This window comes from Synechocystis salina LEGE 00031 (genome assembly GCF_015207985.1).
In the GTDB taxonomy this organism is placed as follows: domain Bacteria; phylum Cyanobacteriota; class Cyanobacteriia; order Cyanobacteriales; family Microcystaceae; genus Synechocystis; species Synechocystis salina.
On record NZ_JADEVV010000028.1, the window covers coordinates 1 to 24530 of the forward strand.

Genomic DNA, 24530 nt, shown 5'->3' on the forward strand with positions numbered 1-24530 from the left:
GGGGTAATGGGGAGCGGGGACGGTTGACTAAAGCTACGCCATTCCTGCAGAAAATTTTGGGCACTACCATAGGCGGCACTTTCGGCAGGAATTTGCTGGAGGGCCCGGATGGCCTGCTGGTAGTTACCGGCCCGGGCCTGTTCCTGGGCTAGGGACAAAATTTGGTAACTCCAATTGTTGACCAACTGTAGGCGTTGACCACCGGCATCGGTGCTGCGGGGCACTTGGCGAATTAGTTGTACCGCCTGGCCCAGGGAATCCACGGTGCGGGAAGAGGCCATTTCCTGGGCTCTCTTCAGGTTATTTTGGGCGTTAATTTCCCCTTGCCACCGGCTAATTTGTAGGCGGGCTTCCCCGGACAGGGCCCGGTTCCTCTCTATCTGACGGGCGGTGCTAATGGCTGCTTCATAATTTTTGGCATTGGCCAAGGCGATCGCCTGGTCGAGGATGGGTTGGTCAGTGCGGCGCTGGATGGTGGCCTGCCATTGATTAATACTTTGGCGAGCCTCGGAGTGTAAAGCTCGGCCGGCAACGATCCGTTCTGCTTGTTGAATAGCCTGTTCTAGATTGCCAGCAGCGGCCAATTGTCTTGCTTGCCGCAGAATGGGGCGGTCTTCATCTATTTGGATCCGTTCTGTCCAGTTGGCAATGTCCCTGGAAGCTTCCTGGTGGCGGGGATTGTCCTTGGTAATTAATTTGGCCTGGGCGATCGCCTCGTTGAGGGCGCTGATGGTGCCAATTTCAGCGGTGTTGCGGGCTTGGGCCAACTGTTGCAGGGCAGTTTCTTCCCGACGCCAATCCTTAACTAATTCTTGGGCAAGGTTGTAGTAGGGGCTATTGCTGTCTGTTAACTTTTCTGCGGTGGTGATGGCTAAACCCAAACCTTCCACAGTGCCCATTTGCGCTTCCAGTCCCGCCGTGGCAAGAATTTGCCAATCGTTCAAATCCTGGGCGGGGAAGTAGGACTCCGGCAAACGACTCAGGGTATTGTTCAAAGTTTGCCAATCTTGACGCTCAATCATGGTTTCAATGGAGCCGGTCAGTTTATCCACCGCCTGGGCAATTAATTTCTGAGCCTCTTGGTAGGCGTAGCTATCCTTGGGAATTTTGGCCGCATCCTCGATCGCCTTGAGCCAATTATCAGCACCCCCACGGCGGAGAATGCGATAGGCGTTGTCTAACTTACTGCTCTCTTCCTGGGCAATTTGAATATTGCGGATGGCTTGGTCATATTTAGTGGTAGCCCAAAAGACATTGTCCAGATTCAACAAACGCACCGCATTACGAAAAGCACTATTCCAACGGGAGTTACGCAAATCCGCTTCCACTTCAGCATAGATAGTTTCCCCTTCCTGCCAGAGCCCCCGCCAAGCGTTAATTCTTTCCTCCACTAAGTCGTAGGCCTGCACATGGTCTGGGATTTTTTCTGCAGCGGCGATCGCCTCTTCCAACAATCCTTTTTGGAAATAATCCTCTGCTAGATCTAATAAATCCGTGGCCCAGGTTTCGATATTGCGGTTAACTTCCACTGCCAAAGGATGATCCTTGGGCAAGGCGGCCAAAAGATTAATGGCCCGCAACAGGCCATCAACGGTTTTTTCCTCCGCCGATAACTGGGCACAGTAAAGCCGCATGGAGGCCGAAGCCACCGGCCAAAACACCCTGGAACATTGGGGGCTTTTCGGCAAAACTAACAACCAATTGGTGGAAACTAGACCGATGCCCCCCGACATCAAAATCAGAAAAATCGCCCAAAACTGTAGGGGTAACCGTTGCAGTGGCAGACCAGATCGAAAATAGCGGACAACGGGGAGATTAAAGGTCTTATTCATCTGCAATTACAGGGGAGAAAGCTAGTCAGCCTCGGCTATCTAGGCGATCGCCGGCCAGGCTCAAACAAAACCAAGTTACTAATGGGAGCCATATTTTTCTGGCCAATCTTAACATTAGTTGACCTGGAAGGATTTTAACTGAGAGATGGCGTTAGGCTAGGGTCAGACTGCTTTCTCTTACTTATTTTTGTGGCGGGAATCCGGTCAAAATTAACCAGAGTCGTAAAGTTACCGATGGGGGACGGAGCCATGGTTTTCTACAAAAAAGCGTTTCTTACCATCGGCGCGGTTCACTTTGCTGAGGTGGTGGCCTTTTACCAATCCCTCCTGGAGCAGGAGCCCCTTCCCTACTCCCCGGGACGTTATGCCCAATTTCAGTTACCGGGCATGGTTTTAGCTATTTTCTCTCCCCATCCAGACCATGCCTGGGAATTTTCTGCCCCTGAACGGAGTGGCTTGAGCCTCTGTTTGGAAATAGCAGATCTAGCAACGGCGATCGCCAAGATTGCTCAGTTCTATGCCCCCATCAAGGAACAAACTATTATCTATGCCAGCCATGGGCGGGAAATTTATCTCTATGACCCAGCGGGAAATCGCATTATTCTTCACGAAAGTTGCTAGATCTTATTCGCCAGTTAGCTCGCAATGGACTCTAACCGGGCGATCGCCAATTTGAAAAAAGGCATCGGGCAAAACTGAGGTTACACTGTGGAGGACTGCCCAATTTTCCTCCCCTGACCCAGGCCAATGGTTCTATCTACCGTTAACCTTACCCTGATTGAAGAACTTGCCGCCCAAGCCCTGGCCCTGGAAGACCTGACTCCCCAACAGGGTTTGCAACTCCTACAATGTAACGACCCCCAAAGTTGGGAATTAATCAAACAATATGGCGATCGCCTACGGCAGAAATTAGTGGGGGAAACGGTCACCTATGTGGTCAATCGCAACATTAACTTCACCAATATTTGCGAGCAACATTGTAATTTTTGCGCCTTTCGTCGGGATGACGGGCAAGCGGGGGCCTACTGGTTAAATGACTCGGAAATTTTCAACAAAACTAAGGACGCAGTGGCCCAGGGAGCAACGGAAATTTGCCTCCAGGGGGGGTTAAATCCCCAGGCAAAAATTAACGGTTCCAGCTTGGCCTATTACGTCAACTTGGTGGAAACCATCAAGGGACAATTTCCCCAACTCCATCTCCACGGTTTTTCTCCCCAGGAAATTCAATTTATTGCCCGCCAGGATGATTTGACCTATGGAGAAGTGCTGATGGCCCTCAAATCCGCTGGGCTGGATTCCTTACCCGGTACGGCGGCAGAGGTATTGGTGGACCGGGTACGGCGTATTATTTGCCCCGAAAAAATCGACAGTCAAACTTGGTTGGAGATCATTGGCTTAGCCCATCGCCACGGTTTACCCACCACCAGTACCCTCATGGCTGGCCACATTGAAACCCCAGAGGAGATTATTACCCACCTCAATCGCCTGCGACAAAGACAACAAACCAGTTTGGCCCGAGGTTATGCCGCCAGTATTACTGAATTTATCCTCCTGCCCTTTGTGGGGGAAAAAGCGCCCCCTAGCCTGAGGAAAAGGGTCGGTAGAGACCAGCCAGATTTAAATCAAGCCCTGCAAATTATGGCGATCGCCCGTTTGTATCTAGGAAAATGGATCGTCAATCACCAACCAAGCTGGGTCAAACTAGGGCTAACGGGGGCCACCACCGCCTTGGCATGGGGCTGTAACGATTTGGGGGGCACTTTGATGGAAGAACACATCACCACCATGGCCGGGGCCAAAGGGGGCACTTGCCTGACCGCAACCCAACTGCAAAATGCCATCATAGCCATGGGCCGTCCCCATCAACAGCGCACTACCCTCTACAAGCATCTCAAGACGAATTAAAATAAAATTGACCTAAAATAATTCTTTAAGCGTTTAAGCAGGTAATCAGTTGAAGCTCTGATTTCATTTTTCCTTTGCTTGAGTTAGCCACAGCGGATCTTTACTCGGATTAGCAAGATTGACATTAGTAATTTCTATGAATCTATCAAATCCTACTGCCCTCACTGCCCGCTTTGGTGATGCTCTGGTATTGGCTAACCAATTACATGCTGAACAATACCGTAAGGGTTCCCGGGTGCCCTACGTCAGTCATTTGTTGGGGGTGACGGCCCTGGTGTTGGAAATGGGGGGCAATGAAGATGAGGCGATCGCCGCCTTACTCCATGATGCGGTGGAAGACCAAGGAGGCATGGAAACTTTAGCTATGATCGAAAATAAATTTGGCCAAACGGTGGCGACCCTAATCAGGGCTTGTTCCGACAGTACGAGCGTGCCCAAACCTCCCTGGGAACAACGCAAACAAGAACATTTAGCAAAAATGCGTCAGGTTTCCCTCGCGGTGCTGAAAATTTCTTTGGCAGATACCCTCCAGAATGCCCGCACCATCGCCATTGATTTACGTCGCCATGGGGATGAAATTTGGCAAAAGTTCAATCGGGGTAAATCCGGTATTCTTTGGTACTATCAATCTCTCTGGAGCATTTACCAAGACCGTAACCCCAATGCCTGGTCCAATGAGTTGATTGATATCATCGATGGGTGGCGCTATGGCAAGTTGTGATAATTTTTAGCAGAAGTAATAAGGATTGCGAAAATGGCTAAATCAACCATCACTTACTGGAACCCATTAACTTCAAACAATCAAAACGAGTGGCATTCCATTGAAGGTCTTGAAGGCATGGCCGAAGAACTAACCCTTAGTATTGATTGCGAATCGGGGGAATATACTCGTTTAACCCGCTTCTTTCCCCGGGCCGACACAACGCCATTGGGAAGTAAAAGTCATGAATATCCTGAAGAGATCTTTATCGTGAGCGGTCGCCTATATGATTGTGCTTTTGAAATGTGGTTGGAAACTGGCCATTACGCAAGCAGACCCCCCGGCGAAATTCATGGGCCCTTTAAAACGGAGGAAGGGTGTGTGGTTCTTGAAGTGTCCTTCCCAAATAAAATCAGTAATCCACCAAATACTTAGCAAAAAGTGTATTTGGGTCAATTTTACGGCAAATTCCGAATTAACCTGATGCACATAAAACAGTTGTAACGCCCATTCTGTAGAGTTTTTACCGTGCCACCCTGATACCGCCACCGCTGTATTGGGGTGGAATTGCCATCGAAGCAAAGAAGTTAGACAACGATCGCCAAAGTTAGACATGGGCGTAAACAGGAACGTAGATCTGCCCCTGGGATAGTAGGAATAGGTCAACGGAGCCCCCTCCCAGACCGATGCCTCCTTCACCCCCTGGTAATCATTATGGCTAGCGCTGTTCAACTAATTGAAATGCCCGCTCTGTTTGGTCAAGCAGAAGTAGTTGCTCTCCATGATCAGTTAAGAAATTGGCTCCATCAAGAAATTAACGTAGAAGCCCAACTGCAACGAGTAATTTTTGATTTTGCTAAAACCCAGGGGTTGGATAGCAGTGCCATCATTTATCTACGACGGTTAGGGCGTTGGGCCCAGGCCCGGGGCATTGAAATTATGGGTTGGAGCGTGGGGCCAAAAGTACAGACCCTTTTCCAGCAAGCTGGCATTGACGAGTATTTAACCCTGCCAGCGATCACCAACCAAGTGATTGCCCCAGAAGAAAAATTAGCGCTGGAAGTCCACCCCTCAGTCCAGTCCAAGGCAAAACGGTTGATGGATATGGTAGGGGCAGTTATGGGTTTGGGAATCACCGCTCTGTTATTTGTTCCCCTGGCGATCGCCATTAAGTTAGATAGTCCTGGCCCAGTGCTTTATTCCCAACTGCGCTGTGGCTATCGGGGTAAACAATTTCGGATTTGGAAATTCCGTTCCATGGTGGTCAATGCCGACGACCTGAAACAGAAAGTAGAAAACCAAATTGAAGGAGCATTTTTCAAAAACGAAAATGACCCCCGCATCACCAAATTGGGTCACTTTCTACGCAAAACCAGCCTGGATGAATTTCCCCAATTTTTCAATATCCTATTGGGAGAAATGAGTTTGGTGGGTACCCGCCCCCCCACATTGGATGAAGTGGACCAGTACGAAATCCACCACGGTGAACGGCTGGAAGTCAAACCTGGCTTAACGGGGGAATGGCAGGTCAATGGTCGCTCCTCCATCAGTAATTTTGAAGAAGTGGTAGCCCTGGATTTGCAGTACCAACAAAAGTGGAGCATTTGGCATGACCTCAAGCTCCTGGTGAAAACCATCACCGTAGTATTTTCTAAACATAGCGGTGCTTGCTAGGTTGCCATTTTCCATCATTGCCTACCCCCACTAAGTTTCCCCTTCCCCATGGCTACTACCCTTTCGCCCCATCTCTCCACCACTGCCCAAGCCAACCGGTTGCCCAACTTCTTCATTGTTGGCGCGGCCAAAGCTGGCACCACCGCCCTGCACCATTACCTCCAACAACATCCCGCCATCTATATGACCCCAGGCAAAGAAACTAACTTTTTTGCCTACGAAGGACAGCAGTTAAATTTTCGGGGCCCAGGGGATGAGGCGGTGGCAGATTTTTCCATCACTAATCTGGCTGATTACCAAGCCCAATTTCAAGGAGTAACTACCGAAACGGCGATCGGGGAAGCCTGTCCTTTATACCTTTACGATCGCCAGGTAGCCCAGAGAATCCAGCACCATTGCCCCACCGCAAAAATTATTATTATTCTGCGGGAGCCAGTGGCCCGGGCCTATGCCAACTATCTCCATTTAGTGAGAGATGGCCGGGAAACAACCTTGGATTTTGCCCAGGCCCTAGCCCAGGAACCGGAGCGGACGGAAGCGAACTGGGAATGGTTTTGGCACTATCAACAGGCCGGCTACTACGCCGAGCAGGTGCGGCGATACTATGACCTTTTCCCTGCCAACCAAATTCGAGTTTACCTCTACGAAGACTTGCGGCGCGACGCCCAAGGGTTAATGAAAGATATTTTTACTTTCCTAGGAGTTGATGCCCAATTCCTGCCGGATTTCAGTGAACGGCCCAATAAATCAGGAATGCCAAAAAATCCCTGGCTCCATGGCCTGTTGACCAAACCCAATGTCCTCAAAACCCTTGTCAAGCCCCTATTACCGCAAAAACTAAGGCAGTCCATCCAGCATAGTAATTTGATTACGCCCCCCCTCGATCCGGTGCTGAAGCAACAATTGCAAACCCAGTACCGAGAAGATATTCTGGCCTGTCAAGCGCTGATCAAGCGTGACCTAACCTCCTGGCTACCATGAAAACTATCTGGCATTTAATTGGCGATCGCCGGCCGGGAGGCTCAAACCACCTGGTCCGCAATCTGTTGAATTCTTCCCTGGGAGAGAGTTTTGCTAGCCAAACCCTGACCCTGGAGCAAGGGCTAAAGCGAGTCAAGGGGGAGTTACCAGACGCTATCATTTTCCATTACGCCAGTGCTTGGAAATATTTACCTGCCCTGTGGCGACTGCAGACCATGGCACCGGTACATATTTGTGAGCATCACTACTGTGCTGGCTTTGAACAGCATCAAGTTAAATCTCTCCAGCGCTTCCGGCTTTTACTTAAAACTGCCTACGGATTGGCTGATGGGGTGATCAGTGTTTCCCGAGCCCAAAAACAATGGCTAATCGGCCATAAATTAGTGCATCCAGCCAAGGTAAAGGTTATTCGCCCGGCATCTCCCCTGGCCAACTTTTTGGCTTTGCCCCTGAAACCCCCCAGCTCGACCTTAACCCTGGGGGTATATGGACGGTTTGCGCCCCAAAAAGGCTTCGATCTCTTGTTAAAGGCGATCGCCAATGTGCCCCCGGATCTCCCAATCAGAATCAAATTGGGGGGCTACGGTGAGGATGAAGCCTTGATTAGGCAATTAACTGCTGCCCTGCCTGCAGTGCAATTGGTGGGGCCAGTGGAAGATGTACCAACTTTTTTGGCCGATTGTGACGGGGTAATTATTCCCTCCCGTTGGGAACCTTGGGGCTTGGTGGCATTGGAAGCCAAAGCGGCCGGAAAAGGTATCATCGCCACCGCCGTGGATGGACTGTCGGAACAGGTAGAGGGGTTTGGTCTGCTTTGTCCCCCAGAAGATCTGGAAATGTTGACCAAGGCGATCGCCAAGGTAAGTCCAAAACAGTTACAACAATGGGGCCAGGAAGGAAGGATAGCCGTGACCAATGCTTGGGAAAAATGTGTACAGGAATGGCATGACTATCTGACGGCGGCCATAGAGCCATAGATTAGGGCAATGGGAGCTAGCTAACTAGCGGAATGTCGTTGGCAATCTCTTACAATGAAGCCTTTACAGTCAAATCAATCCGGTGTCCAGGGACGGTTAGGGGAGAAGAAACCCGGGTGAAGGAATTAATCGCCAAGCTTAAAGCCAAATTTAGCCACAAAGACGGTACTTTTGTGCGGAACCTCGGTTGGCTGGGGGGATCGGGGGCGATTATTCGGGTTTCCCGGTTGATTGCAACGGTTATCCTAGCCCGGTTTTTGACCAAGGAAGATTACGGCCTGGCGGCGTTGGTGTTAACCACCAATGAGTTTGTGCGAGTTTTTACCCGTAACGGGGTGGTCATTCGCCTGATCCAAACTGAAGCAGAGCGGCTGGAAGAGTTGGCCGAATCGGCCTACTGGCTCAATTGGCTGATGTTTATTGGGTTATTTATGGTGCAATGTTTAGTGGCGTTCCCCATTGCTGCTTTTTACGACAATCAACGCCTAATTTTGCCCATCTGTGCCATGGCAGTGAACCTGCTCACCATTCCCCTGGGCATTATCCAAGCGGCCCTAATTCAGCGGGAAGGACGGTTTAAAATTATTGCCCTGGCGGAGTTAAGCCAAATTTCCAGCGACAATATCCTCTCCGCCATCTTTGCCCTGTTGGGGTTTGGTCTCTGGGCGATTATTTTGCCTAAAATTTTAGTAGCCCCCATTTGGGTTTACTTTATGCGCCGCTACCATCCTTGGCGACCCTCCAAAGGATTTCACCGTCATCACTGGGGGGATTTAATTGGCTTTGGCAAATCGGTGTTGGGGGTGGAACTGTTGAATACTCTGCGTAGTAATTTGGATTACCTAATCATTGGCCGCTTTTTGAGCGTGGAGGCTTTGGGGGTTTACTATTTTGCGTTTAATGCTGGTCTAGGTATTAGTTTGGGCATTATCACTTCCATTAAAGCGGCTCTACTCCCCCACCTGTGCGACGTGCGGGATAACTTGGCCCAGTTCCGGGCCCGCTATTGGCAGAGTCAAAAAACCATTGCCATGGTGATTATTCCCTTTGTGCTTCTGCAAGCCAGTTTGGCTCCTTTTTATGTGCCCCTCGTTTTTGGCGATCGGTGGGCTGGAGCCATTCCTATTTTGATGTTAATTTGTCTATCGGCCATTCCCCGACCCTTTGCCGATGCTGCTTCCCAATTATTGCTAGCGGTGGATAAGCCCCAATGGGACCTTTGGTGGAATTTAATTTTTACTACCCTTTTTGCTGGTTGTTTAATGTGGGGAGTGCAAGGGGGCAATGTGGGGGTGGCGATCGCCGTTTTGGCCAGTCATTGGCTCTGTTTACCTCTATTTTCGCTTTGGGCCTCCCGCACAGTATTTCGACGTTTGGCTTTGGCCGGGGAAGTATAAATGATGGGGCGTTGGTTGCTTACTTTGGGATTACTTGCACTGGGTTGGCAACAAGGGGTCTGGGCCCTGCCCTTTTCCCCAGGCGATCGCCTAGAAGTTTCCATTCCCAACGAAAAATATTTTGCCGGCGTTTATGTGGTCAACCAGGCCGGGGCGATCGAAGTGCCTTTTTTGGGTCCTGTGGCCGTGGGGGGTCTAGAAAGTGCCGCGGTGGAGAAAAAACTCCATCAATTGCTAACCAATCAGGGTTATTTTCCCCCGGATAAACTCCAGCTATCAGTGCAGGTCCTGCAATGGGCGCCGGTACAGGTAACGGTGGCAGGGGACGTATTCCAGCCAGGGCGGGTACTAATTGAAAATCCTGGAGAACCCAGCAACGAAATTACAGTGCCCCCAGAAAGTCAGTCGGTGACGGGGGATTATCCCTTTTGGCGCTACGGCATTAACGCACTCCGGGCCGTGGGGGGCGTTTTACCCACAGCGGATGTGGCCAATATTGTGGTGCAACGGGGAGAGGAAGAAATTCCCCTAGATCTGTCGGGAGTATTTACTGGGGATGCGGTGGCCGATATTCCCCTCATGGCTGGCGATCGCCTAGTGGTGCCCAGCGCTGGCCAGGTGCAACCGGCCTTGGCCCGTCCCTCTCAAATCACTCCCCCTGGTATTAAGGTATTTATTTCCAACCTCACCGTACCCGCCAATAGTAATGCCACCTCGGCAGTGGGGAACCAACAAGAAGGCATCACCTTTCCCTATGGGGCCCGCTTTAGTCAAGCAGTGGTGGCGGCCAACTGTGTGGGGGGTACTGTCAATGTCAACGCTGATCGCCGGGCTATTTTGGTGCGGGTGGATACGGCCAGTGGAGCAACCCTGGTCACCGAAAAACCGGTGGAAGAATTGGTGCGTAATTCCCACAGCAACACAGACAATCCCCTGCTCATGCCAAGGGACGCCATTGCTTGTTACGATTCCGGTATGACCAACACTAGGGATATTTTCCGCTCCATCACTGATTTCCTCAGTCCCCTAGACCCCTTTTTGATTTTCCGTAATCTTTTCTTCCGTTAGGGGTTTTAACTACACCGTTAGGTTAATCGCTATGGCCACCACTTCCTCCTCCCCAACTAAGGACCGGTTTCCCAACGGTAATGAATCTGAAGCCCTTAACTCCCCCGAAGATGGTGCCATGGACAATGTTGAAGTAGGGGAAATGGATGGAGAAGAGGACATCGCAACAATTAAACCAAGATTAAACTTGCCTTTGGGGCGCATTGCTAAATATTTAACTTTGGCAGTGGGGGCCAATACATTACTGTGGGCGGGAACGTTAAGTTACCTGAAGCACACCGCTCCCACCTACACCAGTGAATTAGTGGTGCATGTCGCTGGTAATGCCCTGGGGGTAAACCTCAACCTCCCCGACGTGGGCCAGGCGGCCACTTCCACCACCTCCGCCTTTGGCAGTTCTTCCGACCCAAGGGAAAATTACAAATTACTAGCCCTGGGGGATACGGTGATTCAAGAAGCGGCGGCCAGTGTGAGCATAGAAGTTGAAGAATTTGGTGAGCCGAAAATTATCCTCATTCCCAACACCACCACCATCCGCATTTCCCAATCGGGCCCAAGTCCCAAAATTGCCCAACGCAAAGCCCTTAGTCTGTACCAAACCCTAGAAAGACGGCTTAATACCCTCAGGCAAATTGAACAAGAAAAACGGGATGGGGCTATTACTTCTGCCCTGGAGGATTCCCAAAACAAACTTACCCAGGCCCAAGCCCAGTTATCAAACTATAAAGCCCAGTCTGGCTTGAGTTCTTCCCAACAGGTGACTAATTTGATCAGCACCATCGAGACTCTCCGCAAACAACGGGCGGAAAAGGTGGCCCAAAGTCAACAAATTGGCGATCGCCTACAAAGTTTGACCTTAGCGGTGCAGTTAGCGCCGGAACAGGCTCCCACGGTGTTGGCCCTGCAAACAGACCAATATTTTCAGAAAAGCTTGCAGGAATATACCACCACCAGCACAGAGTTAAATGCTCTGTTGGAAGAGCGGGGGCCCAACTATCCCGATGTAGTGCAACTCAAACAAAAGCAAGGGGCAGCCCTGGCCACAGTACTAGAACGGGGCAAAGCTCTGTTGGGTAAGGCCATTACCCTGGAGGAGATTGAACGGTTAAATTTGGACAATAGTAACGAGTCCGGTGTGAAGCGGGGGGAACTCTTTCAACAACTAATTACCCTCCAGGCTGAGTATGAGGGCATTAGGGCGGAGGTGGATGCGTTAACCCAACAGGTGAGCGAGCTAGAAGCTCGGCTGAAAATTATGGTGCAAAAGGAATCAGTGCTGGAAAACTATCTCCGTAAAGTGCAAATAGCAGAGGCCATTTTTACTTCCACCCTGGCCAAGGCCGATTTGGGCAAAAGTGACCCTTTTGGTTCCTTTCCCCTCATGCAATTGGTGGAACCTCCCACCTTGCCCGATACCCCCTCCGCTCCCAAAACTAAGCTGGTTCTGGCCGGGGCGGCGATCGGCTCTGTTCTGGTTACCTTCGGCCTGACATTACTGTGGTGGCGCAACACAATTTTAGTAGTACTGACCAAAATTTCTCGCCAAATCCTCGCGTGAACGATCCCATCAAGCCCGAAAATTTTCCCGAACGGCTGGTTTGGTACAGCATGGTCTATATCTATGGCTTTTACCTCCTGGGGGCCATCTACATTGTCGGGTCGGTGTTGGGGGTAATTCTGGGACTATACGTAGGGCTGAAATGGTGGTTGCAAACGGAAGCCACCCCGGAAGCGGAAAAAATTAAAATCCATTGGCTAATCTGGGTTTGGATCATTGGCATGGCCATGATGCAGATGGCCCTGATAATTGGGCATTTGGATTTTGACCTGCCCACAAGCACCATTATTAAGTCCTCCATTGGCTGGCTCAAGGGATGGGCGGCCCTAGCCTTGTATCCCCTGGCGGGCTGTTTACCCATTCGGCCCCGACTGATTTACCGAGCCGTTTGTGTGATCTGTTTGCAAACCCTGCTCATTTCTCCCCTACTAATCATTGCGCCCCTACTCCATTTCCCCGAAATTCTCTATGTTTCTCCCCTCAAAGCGGTGGGAGGCCCAGGCACAACTTTTTTTGATGTTTCTTTTTACGAAGTGGATTTTGACGGTTCCATTCGCCAACGATTGTTTACCCCCTGGGGGCCGGCGTTGGGCTTTGTGGCTAATATCTATTTTGTGCTCGCTCTCAAGGAGAAAAATAAAAAATGGCGTTGGTTTGGCATTATCGGTTCCCTCTACCTGGCCCAAATTTGTAAGTCCCGCTTGGCGATCGTTTCCCTGATTTTGACCCCTATTTTCACCTTTTGCCTGGCCCGTCTCAGTCGTCCCTTTACCCTCATGGTGTTGGGCATAGGGAGTACCATTACCGGCATCATGGCGCCCTGGTTATTCAACTTATTAGATACCGTAATGCGAAAATTCACCGAGGCCCGGTCGGAATCTAGCCGAGTCCGCACCACCTTGAAGCAAATTGCCGGTTATCGCTGGGAAACGGAAGCTCCCATTTGGGGCCATGGCATTGTGGAATCGGGACCCCACGTGGTGGAATATATGCCCATTGGCTCCCACCATACTTGGTATGGTTTGTTATTTGTCAAGGGCATTGTTGGTTTCTATGCTTTGGCCATTCCCATGGTTCTTAGTCTTTTTTTGTTGCTAATTAAGGCTCAACGCTATGCAGTAGCGGAGGCGGGATTGGCAGTATTATTTATTCTTTTTCTCTACACCTTTGGGGAAAATTTAGAAATCCTCGCCTATCTTTATTGGCCTGGTCTAATTATCATGGGACTGGGTTTTTATGCTTCTGGCGATCGCCCAGATTATCAATAAGTCAATGTCAACTAGCTAAGGTAAGTTGCCAGAAATTGATGGTGCATAGGTCAAGAGATTATTTTCCAGTTCTGCCTGCACAGTGGGGCTAACGTAACAACCACTGTGGAGACATTTATGGAAAAAAACTAGCCCATGGTAGTATTGCCGCAAAAGATTACTTTGGCTGGGGCTTAGTTCAGCTACACAACCAAGCTGATGATGTTGACACACGATGGTTTTCATCCCCCGGTACCAATCTGGCCCCTGCATTCGCCACCATTGCAACAAGGAAGATTTCTCTTCCATGGGGGAAGGTAGTTGCTCTTTGCAAATTTGTAACGCTTTCGTCAAGGCAGGAGTGAGGGAAAATTTTCTTTCAATATCAAGGGCAAAACCAAGGTTTAAATACTGTTCAAAAGTAGGATTTTGGGCGAGGGACTGGGCTAAGGAGAGAATGCGGATCAATTGTAAATCTAGGGAAATTTCTTCGTGGGGATTTTCGCTCAAACTCCGGTCTAGACGGGTAGCTAAATTAAGTCCAAAATCGTAGAGAATGCCCAAATAAAAAGCCCTAATGGCCACTGGTTTATGGTTAGTTTGGAGCAATTTACTTTTGGTATCTAAATATTTTATTACAGCAATTAAACCATCATCACTGGCTACTAGGCGATCGATCTCGAATTTCAGTTGCAGTAAAAAATCATCCGCTAGGGGAACAAGGGAAATCGCCAGAGCAATAACTTCCTGCCAATGGGGATCGGTGAGCCGTTGGGCAATAATTTCTGGGTCATTAACGACGGAATCTGCAATGGCTAATTTTTTGCGAAAAACCCACTGTTGAGCCGTTAGGTATTCCTGAAAAATGACATGGGAAAAGCAATACACTGCCTTGGCTTGCTCCACCAAAAGCCCATGTTGCACTTGAATAGCTCGTAGGACATTTTCGCTTTTGAGCCACAGCAAATCTCCACTAATGGGGGCGCTGGCAATGCTAGCTAAATATTGTTGAATAATTAATAAAACTTGATCTTTTTCAAAATAAAAATAACCCTGCGCAAACATGCGGGCAGCTATTTCTGATAATAGTTTTAACTTTTGGAGCAGAGTTAACTCGTTATAGCCATAGTCTGTTTGAAATGCCTGGGAGCGGGAACCCCGGTTAAGCAGAACGTTTAGCCCTTCTTTATACAGTTTGGCGGGTTTACTGGGCAGTTGAGTCCTTTCTTGGAAAGCACAGCAAATTAACTCTAGTAAGAGGGGCGTTTTGGCTAGTTCGAGGACAAAGCGATTTTCTGGTCGTCGAAGATGGGCTAATAACTGGTCGCTTTTGCTAATTTTACCATTGTCTTCAGGGACACCGGACTGGTTAAACCAATTGTCAATATAGGATCTAATTTGTTGCTCATTGGCATTGGCAACTTCCAGGTATGTAAAACCAGTAAAAAAATAATTTTGAGCAGCAATGCGGGAAGTAATTAAGATATTATTGTTCGGAAAAGATTGCACAAACTCCTGGATTTTTTGCAGAAATTTTTCACTGGTTTTGCGGGGAATTTCATCCAATGCGTCCAACAGTAACCAGAATTTGCCCTGTTGCAGTAACTCAGTTTGTAGCTCCGGAGTAATCTCTTCGATCGCCAATAGGGTTTGGAGGTAATCTGCCACACTCCAATCTGGTTCATGCTGTTGGTAGCGTTCAATGTCCCGCAGGGGGATGAAAACGGGGATATGATCGGGCTGAATTTGGCTGTTGTAACACTGTAGAGCTAGGTACTTCAACAAGGTAGTTTTGCCGGAGCCGGGCCGGCCCAAAATGACCAAATGTCCATGGTGGTCGATGGCCTCCTGAATGGATAAACCGATGGGCTGGGGCTGGGTCACACCTTGGAGTAAAGACCCTTGTAAATCGTCCACCTCCAACCATTGTTGGTGGCTAAGGTGGGGCAACAAACTCAGATCGGTGTAAATGTCGTCTAAGGCAAACTGCTGAGTCAAATTAAAAGAAGATTGCACCCTGCTGTACTGTTTACAGAACTGGTGCCTCAACTTAGCTTTGACTGCTAAATAAGTTTCCTCCAAGCTTGGTGGGGGCTGGGACTCGGTGGCTTCCATAACCGGGCGATCGCCTTCCTCGGTGACAACGCCATCATTCCCAATGTCAGGGTCGTCGTCCCCCTGGGGAAGGTCCGCAATTTCTTCCCAATCCAAGCCCAACTGGAAGCATAGTTCCATAAAAATGTAACGCTCCACTGGCCGCCCGCTGAGAAACTTCCAGACCGAATTACGGGTGGAAAGTCCGGCTTCAGTGGCCAAATAGGCTTGGGTCCAGCCCCGCCTGGTCATGGCCTGCTTTGCCCTGGCCTGACCGCTAGACGAAGACTTGAGGGAGCGTTTGCTCATGAATTTTTCCACAACAACAGTTAGCAAACAAAAACGCCATTACCCCACCACTATCAACTCGGCTGCAGGGGGGAGGGGGCGGTCGGCTATCCTTTATTATCCATCGATTTCCTGGAGTAGGAATCCCAGAAGATGGGAAAGATTTTCTATTTGTTGGGGAATTTCTACTTCTGCAAGATCAAGATCCGATCGCCATTGGATAATCACTCGTCCTAGGGGCTGACCCCGCCAAGCAACGGGCTGGACCGCCGTGGGAAATAGGGCCATGGAAGGCAACTTGGTTGACCAATGGTTCTTTGCCGGGGGAGTCACACCGGCTTTAAACACAATGCCTCCATCTATTTGCAGGGAAACTAAGGCGGCAAAGTCATCATTAATGGCGGTGAAATCAATCCCCATAGACTCCACTTCCGGATCGATAACCACGAAGGGAATGGCATCGGCGATCGATGTCACCAGCACAATGCGCAATCCGTTGAAAAGTTTTAATGCCCCTGTGAGCATGGTGTTGAGGTAATTTTGGTTAGGACTAGTCTGGGCCAAAGACCGCCAATTTTCTTGCCAGAAACTATCCCAGCTCCTACGGGAAACCAACTCCTTTTGGGTTGCTTCTACTTCGTTGAACAAGGATTTGACATTAATTAGTTGATGAATGCGACGACGGAAAGAAGACCAATGGATCGGCTTATTGATGTAGTCCGTTGCTCCGGCCGTAAAGGCTTTATCAATGGATTCTTGATCATCCAAAAAAGTGATCATTAAAATGGGTACTTTATCCCCTCCAGGCAGAAGACGGATTTGCTCGCAACAGGTGAAACCGTCCATACCGGGCATAATCGCATCCAACAGTACAATGTCCGGCTGTAACTGGATAAATTTATCGAGGCACTCCTGACCGTTAGTGGCTTCCGCCAGCCCATAATTATCTTCTTTAAGGGCCATCAACAGTAGCGATCGGGTGACTCTATCGTCTTCAACCACAAGAACCTTAAAAGTGCGTTGCCCACCAGCCAGATCATCAGACAACATTATTGTGAATAAACCCTAAATTAACGAGAGATGATTGGGACCACTGCTTGCCTAAAGAAAAAATCCCACTATTGCCTGATTTTTCGGGAAAATAAAGCCCCACAGACCACCAAAAATAGTTTCCGTGCTGAGGAGGAGTGGTTTTGTCTTCGTTTCCTGCACGGGTTCGGCCCGGTAAACGGTGAGATAGGCTTGACGTACAAACTTCATTCTAACTATTTTGGGCAGGGCATTTCACCCCATTGGGTTAGACGTTTGGAACCGATTAATCAGAAGTTAGACAAATTTACCCTGAAGTTAAACATTGGCGTCAACAGAAACGTAGATCCTCGTCCTCCATCATGGGAGTTATGGAAAACGTTTCGCCCCGAGGATGCCTACGATGAAACTGGTCTCTGTGATTATTCCCCTCCACAACACCGAAGCCTACATTGCCGATACAATTCGTTCTGTGCTGGCCCAAACCTATACCAATTTTGAACTCATAGTTGTGGATGATGAATCCAGCGATCAGAGTGCGGCGATCGTGCGTCAGTTCAAGGACCAACGAATTAAACTAATTCATCAGAAAAATCGGGGACTAGCGGGGTCGCGCAACACGGGAATTCGCCATGCCCAAGGGGAATATCTCGCTTTTTTAGATGCGGATGACCTCTGGTTGCCAGAAAAATTGGCCAGCCACGTTGAACATTTAGACCAAAATCCCCACATTGGGGTAAGTTTTAGCCGTTCTTCCTTCATTGATGGTCAAGGTCAACCCTTGGGAATCCATCAAATGCCCAAGTTAAAAAACATTGATGCCGGCCATCTCCTCTGCCGTAATCCCGTGGGCAACGGTTCCGCTCCAGTGATCCGTCGCCAGGTATTGAATGATATTAGTTTTTTGGACGATCGCCATGGTTTTCCCGAGTTCTGTTACTTTGACGAAGCGTTCCGGTTGCGGTCAGAAGACATTGAGTGTTGGATTCGCATTGCTATCGTGACCGACTGGGTAATAGAAGGCATTCCCGCTGCGTTGACTCTCTACCGTGTCAATAATCAAGGACTGTCGGCGGATGTGGAGTTACAATTCCAGTCCTGGCTCCAGGTAATGGAAAAAACTGCCCAGTATGCACCAGCATTGGTGGCCCGATGGGGCAAACCGGCCAAGGCTTATCAACTGCGTTACCTGGCTCGGCGGGCAGTGCGTTTCCAAGACACAGACCATGCTCTGAATTTATTAGGCCAGGCCCTCAGCACCCATTGGCAAATTATTCTGGTGGAACCCCGTCGCACCGGCCTGACCATTGCCGCTGCCTGTTTGCTCAAAATCTGTCCCCCTACTTTTTATCAATCCATCGAGGCGATCGCCATTAAAGTTACCGGAGCTCTGCAGGCCAGAAAAATTGAACGGGAAGCCAACGCTTCGTCCCAACTGGCCTAGGGAATTTACTAGGAATTTCATCAAAAGCATTAGGTTAGACAATTACGTAAACACGACTGTAAACATGCCCCCCTCATACTGAAAATTAAGGAAAACGGGGTATGCCCCCACCATCAATGGGATGCAGACAATGAAACTTTTACTGATTAGCTCCAGCGGCGGCCACTTCAATGCCCTATGTCAACTGACTTCCTTCTGGCAAAACCACGATCGCCAATGGGTCACCTTCCCCACCGCCACCACCCGCAACTACCTCGCCCAGGAAGAAGTCCATTGGGCCTTTGGCCCCACCAACCGAAATTTGCCCAACCTCTGCCGCAATCTGGGTTTAGCTGTCCGCATTATCTATCAGGAACGGCCGGACATGGTGATCACCACTGGGGCCGGGGTAGCGGTGCCCTTCCTTTTATTCGCCAAACTGTTGGGCATTAAAACTATTTTTATTGAATCTTTCACCAGGGTTAATGACCTCAGCCTCTCTGCCAAATTAATTCTGCCCTGTATTGATGTGCTTTATGTGCAGTGGAAACAGTTACAACAGCGTTATCCCCAAGCTAAGTTAATCGAAGTTTTAGCCCAGTAAATAGCAATAATCTGATTATTTTTGCATCTTTTCTATTTAAATTTACTAAACCTAACACCCTTCTCAAACTCCAATAAAACCATGATTTTAATTACCGTCGGTACAGAAAAATTTCCCTTCAACCGCCTCCTGCAATGGATTGATTATCTAATTCAACAGCAGTTTATTGATCCCCAACAAGAAAAAGTACTAATTCAATACGGCAGTTGTACATTTCTGCCCCAAGGGGGAGAAAAATATCAAGTTTTGGCAGAAGCAGATTTTAAAACCATGCTAGACCAGGCCCGGCTAATTATTTCCCACTGTGGAGAAGGCAGTTTCGATATTCTCGCCAAACTAAACAAACCCTTTATTTTGGTTCCCCGTAGCCATGGGTTCGATGAACATGTGGACAACCATCAAGTGGAACTGGCCCAAGCCTTAGCCGAAAAGGGAGTGCCCATTGCCTATACCCCCGGTGATTTGGTGCGGTTTCTGGCCAATCCTGTCCATGTTATCGTCCCGGCCCCCAGTCATTACTACGCCCAGGCTAGTCAGTGGTTAACCCAGACAGCCCAGACCACTCACTCACCTCGCAGAAGTTCTGTTTACCCAGGCTGGATCAATGCTGTAGTCGAATTTGCTAAGGGCCTGGCCCGTCGTCTGCCAGGGTTGGCCCAGGAAGACCAATGTTTTTCTCCAAGGTAATCTGCCGATAACTCGTCATCCCCTCCCTAACCATATTGTTCACCTTACCAACACTCCACTATGAATACTTCCTCCTTAGCCCCGGTCCCTGACCAACTAGAAATTGTTAATCAACCAATCTATTGCCCGTCGGAGCACATTGCCCCCCACGAAATGTTCGACTGGATTCACCATGCCCCTTTCTCCACATTGATTGTTGATTTGGGACAGGTAAAAACTATCCATAGCAATTTACTGATGGTCCTAGCCAAAGCCCAGCATCAGGCAAGAAAAATCAGCAAAACCATTGCCCTGACTTCCGTTTCCCCAGAATGGAAAATTGTCCTGGAGATTTCCAAACTGGATGGTCTATTTCCAATCTTGTCGTCGTTGTAAGGCCAGTTATTATTCACATTCAACCAATTCTCAACTGGGGCGGTAATATGGCGTTGATTCACTCCTCGGCATAGTTGAAGAGAAAATATTGATTCCTGCCTGCCTGTTTGGCGCAATATAAAGCTTGGTCTGCTTGTTTAAGCAGTGTTTCCTTGTCACCTTCAAATTCAGAATGGGCCACAGCAATGCCAATACTACAGGTGACATTGGCGACCGAATCCACTGCTTGGTGGGGAATACCTGGGGTTTGCAGGGCAGTTTTAATTCTTTGGGCAATGGCGATCGCCCCGAGTTGGTCTACTTCCGGCAATACTAGGACAAATTCCTCGCCGCCGTAACGGGCGACAAAATCAGACCCTGGTTGACGGATGCAACTTTGCAATATTTGGGCAATCTCCGTGAGACAAATATCTCCCTGGCAGTGGCCATAGTGGTCGTTATAGAGTTTGAAATGGTCCACATCCACCATCATCACTGTTAAGCGCTGGCCCCTCTGGAGGAAAATTTGCCATTCGGCGGCAAATTGTTGTTCAAAGTAACGACGGTTAGGGATATGGGTCAGGCCATCAATGTGGGCTAGTTTATTGAGTTCAACATTGGCCAATTCCAAGGATTTGTTAACGGCGGTCAATTTGTCAGTTCTTTTCTGCACTTCATTTTCTAAACTTTTTACTGCTTGGTAGAGGGATTGTTGGGCAATTCTCTTTTCTTGAATAATGGCGGAGAAAAATAATGCTGTCATGGAAATCACCGCCGTAAACATCTGTAGGAATATTACCGAATTATTGCCGGAGTCATAGTTGAACACACCTTGACCTTGGGCAGTGGCAAAAATAGCAAAAAAAGCGAAAAATGCCACAAAAACACTAGCAAAGAAGTCGCCAAAATGAAAAACCACAAATAGAATTAGTGGCAAAAACATGTAGGCGAGTGGGTAGGATTTATAAAACGATAAAAACCAGACTAAAACGGTTAAAGCAATGGAAATAATTAATTTATTATTGAATATATGATGACGACGAAAACGATAAAAGCGAATATTAATTAACACCGGCGTGAAGACAATAATTGCCAGCACGCTATTAGACCACCAAGTTATCCAAGAGTAGAGAATGTTTTCCTTGGCAACAATGCCCAAACACAGCAGCGTGGTAACACCAATAACCGCTGACAAAAACGGACCAATGACAGCCCCCTGGACAAAAGCAATGGTGGTGGAAACCCTTTGGAATGGATTGAGGACGGCCAATGGTTCTCGTATACTCTCACTGTCCTTGATAATAGGGAACGATTCCCTTTGGGCTAAGGACCTCAGTTTTCTTTTTAGCCATAGATCCCCCACAAAGGGTTGAAGAATATTGGCAAAAGCAAAGGCTGTTTCTAGCATCAGAAATTGAGCAATGCTGGGGGGGGGATCAAAGGTAGAAAATACTGAAACTAAACCTAACACTGAGCCAAGAATAATACCTGGGGTGACCCAATGGCCGAAGTGAAAAAACACTCCAAAGGTAAGGGCAGAGGGAAACCAAACGGGGGTAATTCTTCCCGGTAATAGGGTGCTAACTAGCTGATCACTTAGCTTAATGCCTACAACATAAAACAGAGCTACCAGAAGATTTAAGAGAATATTATGAAGCAGGGGACTCTGCAAAAAACTCGCACTGCCACTGCCCTTAATCCAGCGGACTAGTTCACGATGGTGGATGGGAAACCAGTAACCCTGTTTATCCATAATTGCACTGCCCCCACAGCTTAAAATTTCCCGATGCTTCAGTGTGCCAATCTGTCGATAGCTTTGCAGTATAGCGTCCGACATTGGAGTAAGTATAGGCTTAATTGCCTAGACTTTTTATTTGTGCTAAAAAGGACCGGGGCGAACTGGGAAAAGTTGTGCTGGCAAAATATAAAGATGAAGCCGAAGATGGGATTTGAACCCACGACCAACTGATTACGAATCAGCTACTCTACCACTGAGCTACTTCGGCACGACCTAATTCCTCTGCAAAATGATAACATTTTCTGTACCAGCTTTCCTGGGGAGAATTTATGCCGCCATTGGTCGTTGCACATTTGGGGCCAAGGGGAACCAACACGGAAACCGTCGCCCTGGTTTATGGGGAACAATATCAGGGGCGCACTGGGCAGGAGGTGAAATTTTTGCCCTGTCCTAGCATTGGTAAAACCCTGGAGGCGGCGGCCCAAGGCTTAGTAGATGTGGCGATCGTGCCGGTGGAAAATTCGACGGAAGGGGGCATTGCCATTACCTTGGATGGCCTTTGGGCGGCGGAAAATTTGAAGATACAACAGGAATTGGTGCTGCCCATCACCCATGTTTTGCTCAGCCGAGGGAAACTTTTAGTAGATTTAACTAGGGTTGTGTCCCATCCCCAGGCCTTGGGGCAATGCCAGAAATGGTTGAGCGCCCATCTTCCCCAGGTGAGTTTAGTGCCGGCCAACTCCACCACCGAAGCGATTCAGATTATTGGCGATGATCCCACAGCAGCGGCGATCGCCTCTCCCAGGGCCGCCACCCTCTTTGATCTCCCTGTACTACACACAGACATTCAAGATTACCCCGACAATTGCACCCGCTTTTGGGCGATCGGGGCGGAGGGCCATTTAACAGGGAGCCATACCACCCTGGCGTTTAGTGTGCCCCGCAATGTGCCAGGGGCCTTGGTTACCCCTTTGCAACTCCTAGCCCAGAGAAAAATTAACCTCAGCCGCATCGAGTCCCGCCCCACGAAGCGATCCTTGGGGGAATATGTCTTCTTTATGGACTTGGAAGCTAGCCAAACGGAACCCAGACTCCAAGAAGCTTTAGAAAGACTAAAACAATACACGGAAGTGCTAAAAATTTTTGGCAGCTACCCCACAAAAGTCCTACAATTGGCCGACCTCCAGCATTTCCACCCACCGGGTTGGCCTAGTCCCTTGTAACCATAGCCCTTTGTTGATTTTTCCAATTCTTGTTGTTTATGAGTGATCCCGTCGCCTCCATCAAAGCACTACTTGATTCAGAAAGTTTCAGTGATAAAGTCCGGGGTTTGAATCAACTGCGGGCCCTGGAGCCAGCCCAAGCATTTCCCCTGCTGAAACCTTTGGTCAACGATGCCAATCCTCGCATCCGCTATGCCGCTGTTAGCCAACTGGATCCGGTGGGTAATGCTGATTTGGAACAATCATTGCAACTGCTGCGCGATCGCCTGTTTAACGATCCAGAAATTGACGTGCAATCGGTGGCGGCGGATGTGATCGGAGGGCTGAAATTAACCGCAGCCTATCCCGACCTGAAAAAAGCCTATGAAGAAACCCCGGAATGGCTCCTACAAATGAGTATTGTGGCCACCCTGGGGGAAATGGGGGATAGCCGGGGCTTCGACCTGCTCAAAATTGCCCTCAGCTCGGAAAATAGCTTAATTCGCACTGCGGCCATTAGCGCCTTGGGGGAACTGGGTAACCCCGATGCCTTTCCCCTGTTGGTGCCCCTAGCCCAGGACGAAGACTGGCAAGTGCGCTATCGGTTGGCCCTGGCGGTGGGTCATCTGGAGCATCCCGATCGCCAAAGTTTACTGCAACAGCTAGCCCAGGATAAGGCAGAACAAGTGGCCAGCACAGCCCGGGAATTATTGGCCGCCTAGGCTGGGTTAAGCTGGAAAGTCCCTTGAACATGCCTGGGTTTATTTATGTTTTTCAGTGTTGTCATTCCCACCTATAACCGTTTGCCGATCCTGGAAAAATGCCTGCGGGCCCTGGAAAAACAGACCTTTAATCAAGACTTAATCGCAGGCTATGAAATCGTGGTGGTGGATGACGGCTCCACCGATGGCACCCTAGCTTGGCTGGCAGAACATCGCCAGGAATTGCCCCACGTACGGCCATGGGAGCAGGATCACCAGGGTCCCGCCGCCGCCCGTAACCTGGGAGTGAAGCAGGCCCAGGGGGACACCATCATTTTTATTGACAGTGATTTGGTGGTGACGGAGGTCTTTCTCCAAGCCCACGCTGAAGGTTTACAACGGGGCAAAGCACAATACAACTCGGATCGGGTTTTTACCTATGGGGCTGTGGTCAATACCTGTAACTTTGACTCTCCCGAATCGGAGCCCTATAAACTAACCGATTATTCCGCCGCTTTCTTTGCCACCGGCAACGTGGCGATCGCCAAGCAATGGTTACTAGAAGCAGGTTTATTCGACACCGGCTTTCAACTGTACGGCTGGGAAGATTTGGAATTGGGAGTCAGACTGAAAAATTTAGGCTTAAAACTCGTTAAATGCCCCCGGGCAGTGGGTTACCATTGGCATCCTCCCTTTAGCCTGCAACAAATCCCCAAATTGATTGACCAGGAAGTACAAAGGGGACGCATGGGGGTTTTGTTCTACCAAAAACATCCCACCTGGGAAGTGCGGCTGATGATCCAAATGACTAGGCTCCATTGGTTACTGTGGGGATTACTTTCCTTGGGAGGACGCTTGAATGAAAAAACAATGGCTCCCCTCCTCCAATGGCTCATTGACCATGGTCGACCCCAACTAGCCCTAGAAATCGCCCGAATTTTCCTCAATTGGTATAACGTCCAAGGGGTATATGCCGCCTTTGCAGAAAGCCAAAGCTCCCATTAAAACAGGTTGAAGCCCTGCAAATCTGATGGGTTTAGTTGGGTTTATGGGCAGAATATCAACAATTTT

The 24530-nt window shown here is 49.1% G+C and carries 23 protein-coding genes and 1 tRNA gene; 18 read left to right on the forward strand and 6 right to left on the reverse strand.

Translation table 11 applies throughout. From position 1 onward, the window contains the following. On the reverse strand, positions 1-1832 hold a 1832-nt coding region (locus tag IQ217_RS10795; protein ID WP_194019949.1), incomplete at its 3' end, for a tetratricopeptide repeat protein. A 249-nt stretch (positions 1833-2081) separates the two neighbouring features. Here IQ217_RS10795 and IQ217_RS10800 point away from each other — a divergent pair. The 11 genes from IQ217_RS10800 (at position 2082) to IQ217_RS10850 (ending at position 13360) form a co-directional block, all read left to right on the forward strand. Next, positions 2082-2453, forward strand: coding sequence for a VOC family protein (locus IQ217_RS10800; protein WP_190598196.1), 372 nt, complete (start codon positions 2082-2084; stop codon positions 2451-2453). Positions 2454-2579: 126 nt separating this feature from the next. After that, on the forward strand, positions 2580-3737 hold the full coding sequence (gene cofH, locus IQ217_RS10805) for a 7,8-didemethyl-8-hydroxy-5-deazariboflavin synthase subunit CofH (protein WP_194019950.1): 1158 nt from the start codon (positions 2580-2582) through the stop codon (positions 3735-3737). A gap of 136 nt (positions 3738-3873) precedes the next feature. Then, positions 3874-4458, forward strand: coding sequence for an HD domain-containing protein (locus IQ217_RS10810; protein WP_194019951.1), 585 nt, complete (start codon positions 3874-3876; stop codon positions 4456-4458). Positions 4459-4491: 33 nt separating this feature from the next. Further along, positions 4492-4872 (forward strand): cupin domain-containing protein, encoded by a 381-nt coding sequence (locus IQ217_RS10815; RefSeq protein ID WP_194019952.1) that lies wholly within the window; start codon positions 4492-4494, stop codon positions 4870-4872. Between the two features lie 279 nt (positions 4873-5151). Next, on the forward strand, positions 5152-6111 hold the full coding sequence (locus IQ217_RS10820; RefSeq protein ID WP_194019953.1) for a sugar transferase: 960 nt from the start codon (positions 5152-5154) through the stop codon (positions 6109-6111). Between the two features lie 48 nt (positions 6112-6159). Then, positions 6160-7092, forward strand: a complete 933-nt coding sequence (locus IQ217_RS10825) for a sulfotransferase family protein (protein ID WP_194019954.1) — start codon at positions 6160-6162, stop codon at positions 7090-7092. Then, complete coding sequence (locus IQ217_RS10830) at positions 7089-8069, forward strand: glycosyltransferase family 4 protein (protein WP_194019955.1); 981 nt, start codon at positions 7089-7091, stop codon at positions 8067-8069. Before IQ217_RS10825 ends, IQ217_RS10830 begins: the two co-directional genes overlap by 4 nt. Before the next feature lie 38 nt (positions 8070-8107). Further along, on the forward strand, positions 8108-9466 hold the full coding sequence (locus tag IQ217_RS10835; RefSeq protein WP_228025749.1) for a lipopolysaccharide biosynthesis protein: 1359 nt from the start codon (positions 8108-8110) through the stop codon (positions 9464-9466). A 3-nt stretch (positions 9467-9469) separates the two neighbouring features. Continuing rightward, positions 9470-10534, forward strand: coding sequence for a polysaccharide biosynthesis/export family protein (locus IQ217_RS10840; RefSeq protein ID WP_228024009.1), 1065 nt, complete (start codon positions 9470-9472; stop codon positions 10532-10534). A gap of 31 nt (positions 10535-10565) precedes the next feature. Continuing rightward, entirely contained in the window at positions 10566-12092 is a 1527-nt protein-coding gene (locus IQ217_RS10845) for a GumC family protein (protein WP_228024008.1), read from the forward strand. Then, positions 12089-13360 (forward strand): O-antigen ligase domain-containing protein, encoded by a 1272-nt coding sequence (locus tag IQ217_RS10850; protein WP_194019956.1) that lies wholly within the window; start codon positions 12089-12091, stop codon positions 13358-13360. The genes IQ217_RS10845 and IQ217_RS10850 overlap by 4 nt, the downstream gene beginning before the upstream one ends. A 15-nt stretch (positions 13361-13375) precedes the next feature. On the opposite strand, the gene IQ217_RS10855 is transcribed toward IQ217_RS10850, so the two are convergent. From IQ217_RS10855 to IQ217_RS10865, 3 genes are all read right to left on the reverse strand, one after another. Continuing rightward, complete coding sequence (locus IQ217_RS10855) at positions 13376-15742, reverse strand: NACHT domain-containing protein (protein ID WP_194019957.1); 2367 nt, start codon at positions 15740-15742, stop codon at positions 13376-13378. 96 nt (positions 15743-15838) lie between these two features. Beyond that, positions 15839-16771 (reverse strand): response regulator, encoded by a 933-nt coding sequence (locus IQ217_RS10860; RefSeq protein WP_194019958.1) that lies wholly within the window; start codon positions 16769-16771, stop codon positions 15839-15841. 51 nt (positions 16772-16822) lie between these two features. Further along, positions 16823-16981 (reverse strand): hypothetical protein, encoded by a 159-nt coding sequence (locus IQ217_RS10865; RefSeq protein ID WP_194019959.1) that lies wholly within the window; start codon positions 16979-16981, stop codon positions 16823-16825. Positions 16982-17153: 172 nt separating this feature from the next. On the opposite strand from IQ217_RS10865, the gene IQ217_RS10870 reads away from it, so the two are divergent. From IQ217_RS10870 to IQ217_RS10885, 4 genes are all read left to right on the forward strand, one after another. Next, entirely contained in the window at positions 17154-18194 is a 1041-nt protein-coding gene (locus IQ217_RS10870; protein WP_194019960.1) for a glycosyltransferase family 2 protein, read from the forward strand. 130 nt (positions 18195-18324) lie between these two features. Continuing rightward, positions 18325-18777 (forward strand): PssD/Cps14F family polysaccharide biosynthesis glycosyltransferase, encoded by a 453-nt coding sequence (gene pssD / locus IQ217_RS10875; RefSeq protein WP_194019961.1) that lies wholly within the window; start codon positions 18325-18327, stop codon positions 18775-18777. An 81-nt stretch (positions 18778-18858) separates the two neighbouring features. Continuing rightward, positions 18859-19464, forward strand: coding sequence for a glycosyltransferase (locus IQ217_RS10880; protein ID WP_194019962.1), 606 nt, complete (start codon positions 18859-18861; stop codon positions 19462-19464). Between the two features lie 60 nt (positions 19465-19524). Beyond that, positions 19525-19839, forward strand: a complete 315-nt coding sequence (locus IQ217_RS10885; protein WP_194019963.1) for an STAS domain-containing protein — start codon at positions 19525-19527, stop codon at positions 19837-19839. Positions 19840-19897: 58 nt separating this feature from the next. On the opposite strand, the gene IQ217_RS10890 is transcribed toward IQ217_RS10885, so the two are convergent. Further along, the gene (locus IQ217_RS10890; RefSeq protein ID WP_228024007.1) at positions 19898-21655 is read right to left on the reverse strand and encodes a sensor domain-containing diguanylate cyclase; all 1758 of its coding nucleotides are present in this window, start codon (positions 21653-21655) and stop codon (positions 19898-19900) included. 97 nt (positions 21656-21752) lie between these two features. Further along, a tRNA-Thr gene (locus tag IQ217_RS10895) sits at positions 21753-21824 on the reverse strand. Between the two features lie 61 nt (positions 21825-21885). Here IQ217_RS10895 and pheA point away from each other — a divergent pair. From pheA to IQ217_RS10910, 3 genes are read left to right on the forward strand one after another with little or no spacing between them, the layout of a single operon-like run. After that, positions 21886-22779 carry a prephenate dehydratase gene (gene pheA / locus IQ217_RS10900; protein ID WP_194019964.1) on the forward strand — a complete coding sequence of 298 codons (894 nt, stop codon included), beginning with the start codon at positions 21886-21888 and terminating at the stop codon, positions 22777-22779. Between the two features lie 38 nt (positions 22780-22817). Then, positions 22818-23480 (forward strand): phycobilisome degradation protein NblB, encoded by a 663-nt coding sequence (nblB, locus tag IQ217_RS10905; protein WP_194019965.1) that lies wholly within the window; start codon positions 22818-22820, stop codon positions 23478-23480. A gap of 45 nt (positions 23481-23525) precedes the next feature. After that, positions 23526-24464 (forward strand): glycosyltransferase family 2 protein, encoded by a 939-nt coding sequence (locus IQ217_RS10910; protein ID WP_194019966.1) that lies wholly within the window; start codon positions 23526-23528, stop codon positions 24462-24464. The last annotated feature ends 66 nt before the right edge of the window (positions 24465-24530 follow it).